Source organism: Streptomyces smaragdinus, from assembly GCF_009604385.1.
Lineage (GTDB): Bacteria > Actinomycetota > Actinomycetes > Streptomycetales > Streptomycetaceae > Streptomyces > Streptomyces smaragdinus.
On sequence record NZ_WEGJ01000025.1, the window covers coordinates 58,655 to 71,806 of the forward strand.

Annotated in this window: 15 protein-coding genes; 9 read left to right on the top strand and 6 right to left on the bottom strand. The window is 72.1% G+C overall.

The genetic code is table 11. The features are described from left to right. Window positions 1–4: 4 nt before the first annotated feature. Window positions 5–877 carry a mycothiol conjugate amidase Mca gene (gene mca / locus SRB5_RS25150; RefSeq protein ID WP_153455691.1) on the bottom strand — a complete coding sequence of 291 codons (873 nt, stop codon included), beginning with the start codon at window positions 875–877 and terminating at the stop codon, window positions 5–7. Between the two features lie 135 nt (window positions 878–1,012). Here mca and SRB5_RS25155 point away from each other — a divergent pair, with 135 nt between their 5' ends. Next, complete coding sequence (locus SRB5_RS25155) at window positions 1,013–1,423, top strand: DUF4307 domain-containing protein (RefSeq protein WP_153455692.1); 411 nt, start codon at window positions 1,013–1,015, stop codon at window positions 1,421–1,423. A gap of 156 nt (window positions 1,424–1,579) precedes the next feature. After that, window positions 1,580–2,077: a transcription elongation factor GreA gene (greA, locus tag SRB5_RS25160; protein WP_323378432.1), complete on the top strand. Its 498-nt coding sequence runs from the start codon at window positions 1,580–1,582 to the stop codon at window positions 2,075–2,077. Window positions 2,078–2,137: 60 nt separating this feature from the next. Here greA and SRB5_RS25165 read toward each other — a convergent pair whose 3' ends face one another. The 3 genes from SRB5_RS25165 to ilvA all read right to left on the bottom strand — a co-directional run bounded on the left by SRB5_RS25165 (window position 2,138) and on the right by ilvA (window position 5,371). Continuing rightward, on the bottom strand, window positions 2,138–2,989 hold the full coding sequence (locus SRB5_RS25165) for an ABC transporter permease (RefSeq protein WP_407703969.1): 852 nt from the start codon (window positions 2,987–2,989) through the stop codon (window positions 2,138–2,140). Continuing rightward, the gene (locus SRB5_RS25170; protein WP_153455693.1) at window positions 2,986–3,990 is read right to left on the bottom strand and encodes an ATP-binding cassette domain-containing protein; all 1,005 of its coding nucleotides are present in this window, start codon (window positions 3,988–3,990) and stop codon (window positions 2,986–2,988) included. The genes SRB5_RS25165 and SRB5_RS25170 overlap by 4 nt, the downstream gene beginning before the upstream one ends. Before the next feature lie 160 nt (window positions 3,991–4,150). Beyond that, on the bottom strand, window positions 4,151–5,371 hold the full coding sequence (ilvA, locus tag SRB5_RS25175; protein ID WP_153455694.1) for a threonine ammonia-lyase: 1,221 nt from the start codon (window positions 5,369–5,371) through the stop codon (window positions 4,151–4,153). Window positions 5,372–5,539: 168 nt separating this feature from the next. Here ilvA and SRB5_RS25180 point away from each other — a divergent pair, with 168 nt between their 5' ends. From SRB5_RS25180 to SRB5_RS25190, 3 genes are all read left to right on the top strand, one after another. Then, the gene (locus SRB5_RS25180) at window positions 5,540–6,055 is read left to right on the top strand and encodes a MarR family winged helix-turn-helix transcriptional regulator (RefSeq protein WP_153455695.1); all 516 of its coding nucleotides are present in this window, start codon (window positions 5,540–5,542) and stop codon (window positions 6,053–6,055) included. Window positions 6,056–6,155: 100 nt separating this feature from the next. Next, window positions 6,156–6,638, top strand: a complete 483-nt coding sequence (locus tag SRB5_RS25185) for a sigma factor-like helix-turn-helix DNA-binding protein (protein ID WP_153455696.1) — start codon at window positions 6,156–6,158, stop codon at window positions 6,636–6,638. A 13-nt stretch (window positions 6,639–6,651) separates the two neighbouring features. Then, the gene (locus SRB5_RS25190; protein WP_153455697.1) at window positions 6,652–6,903 is read left to right on the top strand and encodes a hypothetical protein; all 252 of its coding nucleotides are present in this window, start codon (window positions 6,652–6,654) and stop codon (window positions 6,901–6,903) included. A 39-nt stretch (window positions 6,904–6,942) separates the two neighbouring features. On the opposite strand, the gene SRB5_RS25195 is transcribed toward SRB5_RS25190, so the two are convergent. Continuing rightward, complete coding sequence (locus tag SRB5_RS25195) at window positions 6,943–7,377, bottom strand: VOC family protein (protein WP_153455698.1); 435 nt, start codon at window positions 7,375–7,377, stop codon at window positions 6,943–6,945. 123 nt (window positions 7,378–7,500) lie between these two features. Here SRB5_RS25195 and SRB5_RS25200 point away from each other — a divergent pair, with 123 nt between their 5' ends. After that, window positions 7,501–7,899, top strand: coding sequence for a hypothetical protein (locus SRB5_RS25200; protein ID WP_153455699.1), 399 nt, complete (start codon window positions 7,501–7,503; stop codon window positions 7,897–7,899). A 46-nt stretch (window positions 7,900–7,945) separates the two neighbouring features. Here the strand turns inward: SRB5_RS25200 and SRB5_RS25205 are convergent, their stop codons facing one another. After that, complete coding sequence (locus SRB5_RS25205; RefSeq protein ID WP_153455700.1) at window positions 7,946–9,088, bottom strand: cystathionine gamma-synthase; 1,143 nt, start codon at window positions 9,086–9,088, stop codon at window positions 7,946–7,948. Between the two features lie 102 nt (window positions 9,089–9,190). Here SRB5_RS25205 and SRB5_RS25210 point away from each other — a divergent pair, with 102 nt between their 5' ends. From SRB5_RS25210 to SRB5_RS37215, 3 genes are all read left to right on the top strand, one after another. After that, window positions 9,191–10,291 carry a hypothetical protein gene (locus SRB5_RS25210; protein ID WP_153455701.1) on the top strand — a complete coding sequence of 367 codons (1,101 nt, stop codon included), beginning with the start codon at window positions 9,191–9,193 and terminating at the stop codon, window positions 10,289–10,291. Window positions 10,292–10,368: 77 nt separating this feature from the next. Continuing rightward, window positions 10,369–11,964: a M48 family metallopeptidase gene (locus SRB5_RS25215; protein ID WP_153455702.1), complete on the top strand. Its 1,596-nt coding sequence runs from the start codon at window positions 10,369–10,371 to the stop codon at window positions 11,962–11,964. Window positions 11,965–11,993: 29 nt separating this feature from the next. Continuing rightward, window positions 11,994–13,100, top strand: coding sequence for a hypothetical protein (locus SRB5_RS37215; RefSeq protein ID WP_153455703.1), 1,107 nt, complete (start codon window positions 11,994–11,996; stop codon window positions 13,098–13,100). Window positions 13,101–13,152 lie beyond the last annotated feature (52 nt).

Sequence of the window (13,152 nt, forward strand, 5' to 3'; positions counted from 1 at the left end):
GGAATCAATTGTCGCGGATACCCGCGAAGAGGTCGGACTCGGGGAGGGAGGTCTCGACGAGAGACTTCGCCAGCTCGTACTCCTCCGTGGGCCAGATCTCGGCCTGGACCTCCAGCGGGATCCGGAACCACGGGCCGTCCGGGTCGATCTGCGTGGCGTGCGCGATCAGCGCCTTGTCGCGGACGGCGAAGAAGTCCGCGCACGGCACGTACGTCGTGATCTCGCGCTCCGTGCGCACCGTGTCCTTCCAGCGCTCCAGCCACTCCCCGTACGGGGACTCCAGCCCGCGCTCGATCATCGCCAGATGCAGGGCCTCGGTGCGGGGGCGGTTGAAGCCCTGGTTGTAGTAGAGCTTCTGCGGCTGCCAGGGCTCGCCCGCCTCCGGGTACTTCGCCGCGTCGCCGGCGGCCTCGAAGGCCACCATGCTGATCTTGTGGGTCATGATGTGGTCGGGGTGGGGATACCCGCCGTTCTCGTCGTACGTGGTGATCACGTGCGGCCGGAACTCCCGGATGAGCTTCACCAGCTCCCCCGCGGCCACGTCCACGTCCTGCAGCGCGAAGCAGCCCTCGGGCAGCGGCGGCAGCGGGTCGCCCTCGGGCAGCCCCGAGTCCACGAAGCCCAGCCAGGACTGCCCGACCCCGAGGATCTCGCGCGCCTCGGCCATCTCCTGGCGGCGCACCTCGTGGATGTTCTCCTCGATGTACGTGTCGCCCTGGAGCTTGGGGTTGAGGATCGAGCCGCGCTCTCCCCCCGTACAGGTGGCGACGAGGACGTCGACGCCCTCGGACACGTACTTGGCCATGGTGGCCGCGCCCTTGCTCGACTCGTCGTCGGGGTGGGCGTGGACGGCCATCAGTCGCAGTTGCTCAGTCAAGATCCGGTCCTCGAACGTGTGGGTCCAGCGTGGGCAGCCAGGTCGCTCCGGAAGAAGAGCGGCTTCTATAGTGACGGAAAGGACTGACAATTCATTCCGCGCCCCCGCCCGCCCGGCACACGAAGGATCGGCCGCATGACCGCTGCAGAGGTACGCCCGCCCGAGGGGCGTTACGGCCGCGCCGCGGCGGACGACGCCAGATCGGACCGGCGGTTGAAGCTGGTCGGAGCGGTGCTGGGGGTCCTGGGGCTGGGCGTGGTCGGCTGGTTCGGCTACGACTATGTGGCGGGTACGGATGTCTCCGGGCAGTTGGTCACGTTCCGCGTCCAGTCGGACACCAAGGCGGTGGCGACGCTCGAGGTCCACAAGGACTCGCAGGTCACCGGCGTGTGCACGGTGCGGGCGGTGGCCGAGGACAAGTCCGTCGTGGGCAGCCGGGAGATCCGGATCGAGCCCGGGAAATCGGCCGAGAGCGTAACCGTGGACGTCCGTACGCTGAGCCGGGCGACCAGTGTGGAGCTGCTCGGCTGCCAGTCCGCCGGCTGAGCGGACCTTCGGCCCGGGCCGTTATCCTCTCCCGCCCCGCTGCCGGAATTGTTACGCTCGTGGTTTCGCCCCATCCGTGAAGGCGCACACCTTCTGGGTAGGGCGTTGACTGTATCCACCCTCATGCTTTGAGAAACACACCGACGAGGAGCACCTGTGACCCAGACCAGCGACAGCGTCACCTGGTTGACCCAGGAGGCGTACGACCAGCTCAAGGCCGAGCTGGAGTACCTGTCGGGTCCCGCACGCGTTGAGATCGCCAAGAAGATCGAGGCGGCCCGCGAAGAGGGTGACCTGCGGGAGAACGGCGGCTATCACGCCGCCAAGGAGGAGCAGGGCAAGCAGGAGCTCCGCGTCCGGCAGCTCACCCAGCTGCTGGAGAAGGCGAAGATCGGCGAGACCCCGCCCGACGACGGCGTCGTCGAGCCCGGCATGGTCGTGACGATCGCCTTCGACGGCGACCCGGACGACACCCTGACCTTCCTGATGGCCTCCCGCGAGTACGCCTCGGCGGACATCGAGACGTACTCCCCGCAGTCGCCGCTGGGACGGGGCGTCAACGGCAAGAAGGTCGGCGAGGACGCCTCGTACGAGCTGCCGAACGGCCGCAGCGCGATGGTGCGGATCCTCGACGCGAAGCCGTACACGGGCTGACGACAGGCATACGACGAGGGTGCGGCCCCGGCAGGGACCGCACCCTCCCGTACAGCGGGGTCAGGCGGCGTTGCGGTACTTACGCACCGCCAGGGTGCGGAACACCGCGATGATCACCAGCGACCACAGCAGCGACGCCCACACCGGATGCTGCATCGGCCAGGCGGAGGACGTCGAGACGCCCGGGTTGCCGAACAGCACACGGCACGCCTGGACCGTGGCGCTGAACGGGTTCCACTCGGCGATGTGCCGCAGCCACGGCGTCATGTTGCTGGTGTCGACGAAGGCGTTCGAGACGAACGTCACCGGGAACAGCCAGATCAGACCGCCGGACGTGGCCGCCTCCGGCGTCCGCACGGACAGGCCGATCAGCGCGCCGATCCAGGTGAACGCGTACCCCAGCAGAAGCAGCAGGGCGAACGCGCCCAGCGCCTTGGCGATGCCCTCGTGGATCCGCCAGCCCACCAGCAGCGCGACGATCGCCAGGACGAACACGGTGAGCGCCGTCTGCACCAGGTCGGCCAGCGTCCGCCCGGTCAGCACCGCGCCGCGCGCCATGGGCAGCGAACGGAAGCGGTCGATGAGGCCCTTGTGCATGTCGTCGGCGATGCCCGCGCCCGCGCCGGCGGTGGCGAAGGTGACCGTCTGGGCGAAGATGCCGGCCATCAGGAACTCGCGGTAGTCCGCCGGGCTGGTGCTGCCGCCGACGTCCATGGAGCCGCCGAAGACGTAGCTGAACAGCACCACGAACATGATCGGCTGGAACAGCCCGAAGATGATCATCTCGGGGATCCGGCTCATCCGGATCAGATTCCGCCTGGCGACGACGAGCGAGTCGCGTACGGACTGGGCCGCGCCGCCGCGCCCGCGCGGGGCCCTGGAGGCCGGGGCGGTGATGGTGCTCGCGCTCACTTGTCCTTCTCCTTCTCGTCCCGCGTCTGCTCGGCGCCCTCGCCGTTCTCGTCCTCCCCGGCCTCGGCCGCGTGGCCGGTCAGGGAGATGAACACGTCGTCCAGCGTGGGCCGGCGCAGACCGATGTCGTCGATCTCGATGCCCCGCTCGTCCAGGTCCCGGATCACGTCGGCGAGCAGCTTGGCCCCGCCGACAACCGGCACCGTGAGCTTGCGGGTGTGCTCCGCGACCGCGACCTCGCCCTTGCCGTGCCGCGCCAGCACCTCGACGCCGGACGGGATCAGGGTCCGGTCGTGCACCACGACCTCCACGCGCTCGCCGCCCGTCCGGGCCTTGAGCTCGTCGGAGGTGCCGCGGGCGATGACGCGGCCGTGGTCGATCACGCAGATGTCGTGGGCGAGGTGGTCGGCCTCCTCCAGATACTGGGTGGTGAGCAGCAGGGTCGTACCACCCGCCACCAGCTCCTGGATGATGCCCCACAGCGCCTGCCGGTTACGCGGGTCCAGACCCGTCGTCGGCTCGTCCATGAACATCACCGGCGGGCTGACCACCAGCGCCGCGGCGAGGTCGAGGCGCCGGCGCATACCGCCGGAGTACGTCTTGGCGGTGCGGTCGGCGGCCTCCGAGAGACCGAACCGCTCCAGCAGCTCGCCCGCGCGGGCCTTCGCCTCGCGGCCGGACATCTGGTAGAGCTGGCCGACCATCTGCAGGTTCTCCCGGCCCGTCAGATACTCGTCGACCGCGGCGAACTGACCGGACAGCCCGATGGACCGCCGGACCTCGTTGGGATGCTTGAGCACATCGATGCCGGCGACCTCCGCGCGCCCGCTGTCGGGCTGCAGGAGCGTCGTCAGCACCCGGACGGTCGTGGTCTTGCCGGCACCGTTGGGTCCCAGCAGGCCGAGGACCGTGCCCTCGGGTACGTCGAGATCGACGCCGTCCAGTGCCCGTACGTCGCCGAAGCTCTTCACCAGACCTTCGGCGTAAATGGCGCCTGGCATTGGGTTCTCCATACCGTGGGAGTATGTGCCACTCGGCACAGGAATGTCGGACATAAAGTCACGTCGAGGCAACGCGACCACCGTAGGGGGACGCGACATATCGCGTCAAGTCGCGTTGCCCGAATGCCCGTGCCCCGAGGGCCTCCCCGGCAGTGACCCGTTACGGCATCACCGTGTATCCGGCGTCCCCCAGGACCCCGAGCACCTCCGCGCAGTGCTCCGGCCCCTTGGTCTCGAGATGTACCTCGACCTCGGCTTCCGTGAGCCGCAGCCGGGGATCGGTCCGGATATGACTCACGTCGAGGACGTTAGCGTCCACCTCTGACAATCGGCCCAGGAGCAGCGCGAGCGCCCCCGGCTGGTCCGGCAGCGCCAGCCGCAGCGACAGATAGCGGCCGGCCGCGACCATGCCGTGCCGCAGCACCCGCTGCATCAGCAACGGGTCCACGTTGCCGCCGGAGAGCACCGCCACCACCGGCCCCGCGAAGCTCCCCGGGTCCGCCATCAGCGCGGCGACGGGCGCCACGCCGGCCGGCTCCACGACGAGCTTGGCGCGCTCCAGACACAGCAGCAGCGCGCCAGCGAGCTGGTCCTCGGTGACCGTACGCACCTCGTCGACCAGATCGCCGATGATTTTGAACGGTACGTCCCCCGGACGGGCCACCTTGATCCCGTCGGCCATGGTGGCCACCGACTCCAGCGCCACCGGCCGCCCCGCCGCCAGCGACGGCGGATACGCCGCCGCCCCCTCGGCCTGGACGCCGACGATCCGTACGTCCGGCCGCAGCGACTTCACGGCCACCGCGATCCCCGCCGCCAGCCCGCCGCCGCCGATCCCGACCACGATGGTCCGCACCTCCGGGCACTGCTCCAGGATCTCCAGGCCCACCGTGCCCTGGCCGGCCACCACGTCCGGGTGGTCGAAGGGATGGATGAACACCGCGCCGGTCCGCCGCGCGTACTCCTGCGCCGCCGTCAGCGTCGCGTCCACGACCTCGCCGGACAGCCGCACCTCGGCCCCGTACTCCCGGGTCGCGGCGACCTTCGGCAGCGGCGCGCCGACCGGCATGAACACCGTGGAGCGCACGCCCAGGAGCGCGGCGGCCAGTGCCACACCCTGCGCGTGGTTGCCGGCGCTGGCGGCCACCACGCCGCGGGCGCGTTCCGACGCGTCGAGGCCGGCGATGCGGGTGTACGCGCCGCGGAGCTTGAACGAGCCGGTGCGCTGCAGGTTCTCGCACTTGAAGTGCACCGGCGAGCCGACGAGCCCGGTCAGATGGCGGCTGCCCTCCAGTGCGGTGATCCGGGCGATCCCGGAGAGGATCTTCTGGGCGCCGCGCACATCGTCGGGCGTGACGTCGGGAAGGGGCTGGTCGTTCATGCGGTCAGTCTCGCATCCGGCACTCGAGGCGGCCGGTCGCGGCATTCCTTTGGTGCAGACCGGGTACGGGGCAGGCCGGGGCCGCGTAATCTGTGCCCATTCTTTCCGCACCTGTGGCCAGGGCGTCCGTTCCCCGCCCGGCCGTCATCCGCAAAGTGAGCACCGGCCATGCCGACGACCAGTGACACCGCCCCGCAGCTGGGCACCGCCGAGGTACTCGACGCCCTCCAGCACCAGGTGGCCGTCTTCGCCCGCCGGGCCGAACAGACCCGGCTCGGCGGGCTGGGCCAGGTCCGCAACTCCATGGACCGCGCCGCCTATCTGCTGCTCAACCGGCTGGAGCAGGAGGGACCGATGGGCGTCAAGGCCCTCGCCGCCGGGATGGGCATCGACTCCTCGACCGTGACCCGCCAGGTCGCCCCGCTGGTGGACAGCGGCCTGGTCACCCGGGCCTCGCACCCCGAGGACGGCCGCGCCGTCGTCCTGCAGCTCTCGCCGCGCGGGCTGGCCCGGCTGGCGGAGGTCCGCTCGTCGCGGCAGGAGCTGATGGCGGTGCTGACCGAGGACTGGAGCCAGGAGGAGCGCGAGCAGTTCACCGGACTGCTCGAGCGCTTCAACTCCCGGGTGTCCGGGATGGTTTCGCAGTTCGGCGGCGGCCCGGGCGCCGCTCCCGAGGGCTCGTAGAGCAGGGCGCGCCCCGCCTCTTGACCACGGGTGGTCAACTGCCGTCAGATGGAGCCGTACAGGCGTATCCGAGGGAGTGGGTCACCGACAGGAGCGGCCGTTGGGCAAGCGGCGAGCGATCCAGGAGCAGGAGCGCGCCCGGGAGTTCGAGTCCTTCGTGGCCGGGGCGGCCGGCCGACTGCTGCACACGGCGCAGTTGCTGACGAGCGAGCCGCCCGGGGCCGCGCCGGCCGCGGAGCGGCTGCTGACGGCCGCGCTGGCGCGCACGTACGCCCGCTGGGACAGGCTGCACGGCGAGGATCCGTACGAGACGGCCCGGCAGGAGCTGATCTCCCGCTTCGCGCATCTCGGCTGGCGCTTCCGGCGTACGTCGGGCGGTCTGCTGGACCGGCTGACGCCGCAGGAGCGGCTGGTGCTGGTGCTGCGGCTGTACGAGGGCGTCGCGGAGGAGCAGACGGCGGCGGCCCTCGGGCTGCCCCCGGAGCGCGTCCACGCGATCCTCGTGGGCGCGACGTCGACGATCCTCAGCCGCCCTGCCACCGCCCGCCGGCGGGCGCCGCGGCCGGAGGGGGCGACGACGTGAGGGGGGCGGCGGGATGAGCATCGTGGACCGCAAGGAGTCGGAGGTGCGCGCGCTGCTCGACACCGCGCATCCGCTCGTCCCCCCGTATCTGGCGGAGCGCACGATCCGGCAGGGGCGGCGCGTGCTGGGGCGGCGGCGGGTCGCCAAGTACACCTTCTGGCTGCTGGCGGCGGCCGTGGTGATCGGGCTCGCGGTGTGGGCGGGCGTGTCGGACGCGTGGGTGGAGCCGGCGGACACGACGACGCCGGACTTCACGGACTGGTGAGACGGGCGGCGGCGCCCTGCGGCCCGCCGCCCCTCGCCGTCAGTCCAGACAGAACTCGTTGCCCTCGGGGTCGGCCAGCACGATGATGCCCTCGTCCATCGCGTCCCCCTCGAGGCGGTAGAGCCGCGTCGCGCCGAGCTTCAGCAGCCGCGCGCACTCCACCTCCAGCGCCGCCATCCGGTCGTCCCCCTTCAGGCCGGGCGCGGAGCGGATGTCCAGATGCACGCGGTTCTTCACCGTCTTGCCCTCCGGCACCTTCTGGAAGAACACCCGCGGCCCGGCGCCCTCCGGATCGACGATCGCCGACCGGTCGTTGCGCTCTTCGGGCGGCACGCCCCAGGCGTCGAGCGCCTCGGTCCAGTCCGCGAACGGCTTGGGCGGCGGCGCCAGCTCGTAGCCGAGCGCCTGCGTCCAGAACTCGGCCTGCGCACCCGGGTCGGCGCAGTCGAACGTCACCTGGAATTCCTTGGCCATGGTTGAGCCTCCTTGCTCCCCGGGCAATCTATCCGCTCCCACCGACAATCACCCCGCGACCAGGCGTCCTTGCCGCGTCCCTCCCCTCCTCGCGACAATCCCGGGTGCCCCGGGGAGGGGCGAATGACATCGCGGGCGGAGCGGGAATTGGGACCGTTCGTACGACGCTACGAGACGGCGGTGGCCCGCCACGGCCGGGTGGGGCTCATCTCCCTGCTGCCCGGCCCGGCGGCCGCGGCGGCGGTCCCGGTGACCATCCAGACGTTCGAGGAACCGAGCGACGGCTCCGCGGCCGGCCTGCTCTCCGGCGTGGCCCGGGTCCTCCCGTGGGACACGATCACCGGGGTGTCGGACATCGGCCAGGACAACGCGGTGGGCCGGACGATGGGCTGGGACATCCACTGCCGCATCCGTACGAGCTCCGGCAAGCGCCTCCTGCTGACTGGCTTCACGCAGGACGCAGCGGAACTGTCCGCGGTCCTGCGGCGGGCGGTGGAGGGGGCGCGGCCGGGGGCGGAGTAAGGGGCCGCGCGCCCCCAGGACGGTTCCCGGGAGCGCGCGGATTCCGTTACCCCAGCGCCTGCCGCAGGTCCGCCAGCAGGTCCTCGGCCGATTCGATGCCCACCGACAGGCGGACCAGGTCGGAGGGGACCTCCAGCGGGGAGCCCGCCGCCGAGGCGTGGGTCATGCGGCCGGGGTGTTCGATCAGGGACTCGACGCCGCCCAGCGACTCGCCCAGGGTGAAGAGCTTCGTGCGGTTGCAGACCTCCACCGCCGCCTCCTCGCCCGCCGCGACGCGGAACGAGACCATGCCGCCGAAGCCCCGCATCTGCTTCGCCGCGATCTCGTGGCCCGGGTGGGACGCCAGACCGGGGTACAGGACCTGGCCGACCGCCGGGTGCTCCGTCAGCATCGCCGCGATCCGCGCCGCGTTCTCCCCGTGCCGGTCCATCCGTACCGCGAGGGTCTTGATACCCCGCATGACCAGCCACGCGTCGAACGGGCCGGCGATCGCGCCCATCGCGTTCTGGTGGTACGCCAGCTCCTCGCCCAGCGCCTCGTCCGACGTGATCAGCGCGCCGCCCACCACGTCCGAGTGGCCGCCCATGTACTTCGTCGTCGAGTGCACGACGACGTCCGCGCCGAGCGAGAGGGGCTGCTGGAGGTACGGGCTCGCGAAGGTGTTGTCCACGACCAGCTTCGCGCCCCCGGCGCGCGCCACCCCGGCGATCAGCGGGATGTCCGTGATCCCCAGCAGCGGATTGCTCGGCGTCTCCACCCACACGACCTTGGTACGGGGCGTCATCGCCGCCCGTACCGACTGCACGTCACTCGTGTCGGCGACGGAGAACTCCACGCCCCACCGCGACACCACCTTCGCGAACAGCCGGAACGTGCCCCCGTACGCGTCGTTCGGGATCACCACATGATCGCCCGGGGAGAGCAGCGTCCGCAGCAGGCAGTCCTCCGCCGCCAGCCCCGACGCGAAGGCCAGACCGCGGCGGCCGCCCTCCAGCGCCGCCAGGTTCTCCTCCAGCGCGCTGCGAGTCGGGTTGGCGGAACGGCTGTACTCGTAACCGCCGCGCAGTCCGCCCACACCGTCCTGTTTGTACGTGGACACCTGGTGGATCGGCGGTACGACGGCACCCGTCGCGGCATCCGGCTCCTGGCCGGCGTGGATGGCGAGGGTCTCAAAACTCTGGTCGCTCATGCGGACCGAGGGTAGTCGGCTGATCCACGGCGGCGTCTGGTTTGCTGAGTCTGGTTTGCTGGAAGCAGACGCCCGTCCTCAACCCACCAGTCAGGACCGACCATGGAATTTCTGTTCACCCTGGCCGTCGTCGCCCTGCTCGTCGCGCTGACCGTGCGGCTGCTGCGCGGTTCCCGGGCGGGCCGCGGTGAGCTCGGCGGCTTCGGGTCCGGCGGGCGCCCCGCCGACCTCGGGGCGCAGGCCGGTTTCGTACCGGTCGAGGACCTCGACGTCCGGCTGCCCGGCCCCGACCCGGAGCTGACGGAGACCCTCGACGCGATAGCGCGCGACCACGACTGGAGCCCGGCGGCCCGGCTGCTGGCGCTCACCGGCGACGACTGGGAGCTGCGCTGGCAGCGCGTGCAGACCCTGGCCGGCGCGGCGGCGTTCGAGCTGAGGCAGCAGCCCGGTGAGGGCGGTACGTGGCTGCGCCGCTGGCGGGCCGAGGCGCCGAAGGACGCGGGCGGGGCGGAGGTGTTCGCCGAGTTCCTGGTGCGTCAGGCGTGGCTGGCGGGGTCCGGGGCCGCCGACTACCGGATCATCCTGGAGGAGGCACGCAAGGTCTGCGGGGAGGCCCGGCTGCTGCACCCCGGCAGTCCCGTACCGGACATCGTCGAGCTGACGATCGCCCGCGGGCTGGTCTACCGGCAGGCCGACTTCGAGGAGCTGTGGGCCCGTACCGAATCCGTCGCCCCCGACCACATGGGCGCGCATCTCGCCGCCCTGCAGTACGCCTGCGAGAAGTGGCACGGCTCGCGCGAGGACGCGTACGACTTCGCCGAGCGCGCCGCCGGCTCCGCGCCGGAGGGCAGCCTCCTCGCGGCGCTGCCGCTGTTCGCGGTGTACGAGCATCTGCCCGAGGTGAACATGGTGCGGGGCCTCTACCAGAGCGCCGTCGTCACCCAGGCGATCGCGGGCGCGCTGTACGCGGCGGAGCACGCGCGGGCGGACCACCCGATGCTGCCGCACGTCCGGCATCTGCTGCTGTGGTTCCTGGTGCGCGCGGAGCGGTACGCGGAGGCCGTGGACCAGGCCGCCCACGTCGACGGGTACTGCGGCGCGATCCCGTGGTCGTACCAGGAGAACCCGGCCACGGAGTACGCCCTGTACCGCGCGCTGGCCGTGGCGGGGGCGACGGGCGGGCAGCCGGTGCTCGGGGGCTGACCGGGTCCGCCGTCCGGGCGGTCGCCTATGCTCCTCACCTCAGAAGCTCGGACGACTGTCCCGGAGAGGTGACGCCCATGCCAGCAGTACGCGCTTTCCTGCTGCTCGCCGGTTTCTATCTGCTGGGCGTCGTCGTCCTCGGCGTCCTCGTCGGCGCCGACGTCGCGATCTTCGCCGCCGACGTGCCGGGCTCCGCGGCCGTCAAGCTGTACGTGGTCTCGGTCCTCCTCGCGATCCCCCTGGTCCAGGGCATGCTCGCGCTGCGTACGCCGAAGGACGAGGGCGGCGACGGGCTCGTCCTCACCGAGGAGCGGCAGCCCGAGCTGTGGCACACCGTACGGACCCTGGCCGAGCAGGCCGGCACCCCCGCGCCGGACGAGCTGGTGCTGACCGGCGACGTGAACGCCTCCGTCACCGAGAACGCCCGGCTGCTGGGCCTGCTCCCCGGCCCGCGCCGGATGCGGATCGGCGCGCCGCTGCTGGTCGGCCTGAACGAGCCCCAGCTGCACGCCGTCCTCGGCCACGAGCTCGGCCACTTCAGCAACGCCGACACCCGGCTCTCCCAGCTGACGCTGCGCGGCCGGTACACCGTCTCGCGGACCATCCAGGCCTTCCACGACCGCGCGGACAAGGCCGCCGGCCGGGAGCTGGCCAAGCAGGAGAAGCGGAACACCAAACTCACCGCCAAGGGCAAGAAGGCCAAGGCGGTCGACGCGGGGATCGCGGGCTTCAGCTACCGGCTGATGGCCAAGCCGTTCATCGGGTACGCGCACTTCTACCTGCGGGTGACGCTCAAGGACGGCCGCGCCCAGGAGCTGGCCGCCGACCGCATCGCGGCGAAGATAGCCGGGCGGGACGTCACGGCGTCCGCGCTGCGCCAGATACCCGTGCTGGACGCGGCGTACGGCTTCTACATGGAGTCGTACGCGACCCTCGGCACCGGCGCCGGACTGCTGCCCCCGCCGGGCGAGGTGTTCGGCGGCCTGCGCCATCTGCTCGCCGCCCGCGGCGAGGAGCTCGCCCGGCTGCGCGCCGGCGCCCCGCGCGAGGAGCTCTCCCCGTACGACTCCCACCCGCCGATCGCCGACCGCGTCGCCCTGCTGGGGCAGCTGCCCGACGACGGCCGCGGACTGCCGCCGGCCCGCCCGGCGATCGCGGTGCTGCGCGACCCGGCGCGGGTGCTGGCGGAGCTGGAGGACGCGGTCCTCACGGCGGAGGCGCGCGGGCTGGAGCGCGTCGACTGGGGGCAGCTGGTGCACCGGTCGCTGCGTACGTACGTCGACCGCGGCGCCGAACCCCTGCGCACGGCGACCGCGGAGGTCACCGGCGGGCCCGGGACCCTGGACGCGCTGCTGTGGGCGGTGGACAACGGGCAGCAGTGGGCGGTCGTCGACAAGCTCCCCAAGTCCGCCGAGGCGGCGTCCGCCACCGGCCGCGCGGCCCGCGAGTTCGCCCGCCCCCGGCTGCGCTCGGGCCTGAAGTCCCTCACCGTGCTGGCGCTGGTGGACGCCCAGCAGGCGTGGTGGGAGCTGGCGTGGCACACCGAGGCCGTACTGCGGCTGCCGCAGGGGTACGAGCAGCGCCTGGACAAGGCACTGGACGCGGCCGTCTCCGACACCCCCAACACGGGGCCGCTGCGGACGATGCTGCCGCAGTCGGCGCCGGCTCTCTGATCTCTCCCGCACATCTCGAACGGAAACCGATGGACCGCCTGATCGTCCCTGTCCTCAGCCTCGTCGTCGCGATCGCGTTCTACGCGTACAAGGCGCACCGGAGCCGGGGCGCCGCCCCCGCCCGCACGCCCCGGCCGGCCGGGCGCGGGAAGCAGTCCGCCGGCTCCGTCCGGCTGGGCTTCGTACCGCCGGAGCGCCTCGACGCGGACCGCGACCAGCCCGCCGACCCGCGCGACGGGGCGGTACGGGCCGCGGTCCGCGCCGGGGACTGGCAGGCGGCGGCGACGTATCTCGCGGAGGCCGGGGGCGACTGGCAGGAGCGCTACCACCGGGCCGGTCAGCTGGCCGCGGAGGCCGCGAAGGACGACGCGTGGCTGCTGGCGTGGCGGCAGGCCCACCCGCACGACCCGGGGGCGGCGCTGGTCAACGCGGACGCGCTGATCGACCTGGCGTGGGCGATCCGCGGCAACGGGCTGGGGAGCACGGTGGGCGAGGAGTCGGCGCGCCGGTTCCACGAGGTGCTGCACCGGGCGCGGCAGGCGTGCGCCGAGGCGCAGGCGCTGGGGGGCGGCGACCCGAGCCCGTACATCGTGGAGATGGCGCTGGCGATGGGGCTGGGCTACCCGCACGAGCGGATGCGCGAGCTGTGGGCGGAGACGGAGAAGCGCGACCCGTACCACCTGGGGGCGTACACGCGGGCGCTGCAGTACTGGTGCGCGAAGTGGCGGGGCTCGCACGAGGAGTCGTTCGCCTTCGCCGCGACGGCGGCCTCGCGGGCGTATCCCGGGTCGCTGCTGACGCTGCTCCCGCTGTACGCGCACTTCGAGTACGAGACGTCGCAGGACGACCTGGACCCGGACGAGTACTACAAGCGCCCGGAGATAGTCGCGGCGGTGGACGCCTGCCTCGCGGACGTCGCGGCGGCCCCGCCCCACAACCGCCGGGTGCCGCAGGTCCGCCACTTCCTGGCCTGGTGCCTGTACTGGCAGGACCGCTATCCGGAGGCGGTGGAGCAGTTCCGCCTGATCGACGGCTATGCGGGCGCGACGCCGTGGGACTACGCGTCGGACCCGGTCAAGCGGTACACGGAGATCCGGGACTACTGCGCGGACCGGGTGGTGGAGGCGGGGGTCTGAGCGACGCACGGGGGTCTCCGTCCGCGTTTCCGGCACCCTCGCCCCCCGTCAG

Coding starts and splice junctions, on each gene's coding strand:
- SRB5_RS25155 (WP_153455692.1), top strand. CDS start 1,013: ATGACCGCTGCAGAGGTACGCCCGCCCGAGGGGCGTTACGGCCGCGCC.
- SRB5_RS25170 (WP_153455693.1), bottom strand. CDS start 3,990: ATGCCAGGCGCCATTTACGCCGAAGGTCTGGTGAAGAGCTTCGGCGAC.
- ilvA (WP_153455694.1), bottom strand. CDS start 5,371: ATGAACGACCAGCCCCTTCCCGACGTCACGCCCGACGATGTGCGCGGC.
- SRB5_RS25180 (WP_153455695.1), top strand. CDS start 5,540: ATGCCGACGACCAGTGACACCGCCCCGCAGCTGGGCACCGCCGAGGTA.
- SRB5_RS25190 (WP_153455697.1), top strand. CDS start 6,652: ATGAGCATCGTGGACCGCAAGGAGTCGGAGGTGCGCGCGCTGCTCGAC.
- SRB5_RS25195 (WP_153455698.1), bottom strand. CDS start 7,377: ATGGCCAAGGAATTCCAGGTGACGTTCGACTGCGCCGACCCGGGTGCG.
- SRB5_RS25200 (WP_153455699.1), top strand. CDS start 7,501: ATGACATCGCGGGCGGAGCGGGAATTGGGACCGTTCGTACGACGCTAC.
- SRB5_RS25205 (WP_153455700.1), bottom strand. CDS start 9,088: ATGAGCGACCAGAGTTTTGAGACCCTCGCCATCCACGCCGGCCAGGAG.
- SRB5_RS25210 (WP_153455701.1), top strand. CDS start 9,191: ATGGAATTTCTGTTCACCCTGGCCGTCGTCGCCCTGCTCGTCGCGCTG.
- SRB5_RS25215 (WP_153455702.1), top strand. CDS start 10,369: ATGCCAGCAGTACGCGCTTTCCTGCTGCTCGCCGGTTTCTATCTGCTG.
- SRB5_RS37215 (WP_153455703.1), top strand. CDS start 11,994: ATGGACCGCCTGATCGTCCCTGTCCTCAGCCTCGTCGTCGCGATCGCG.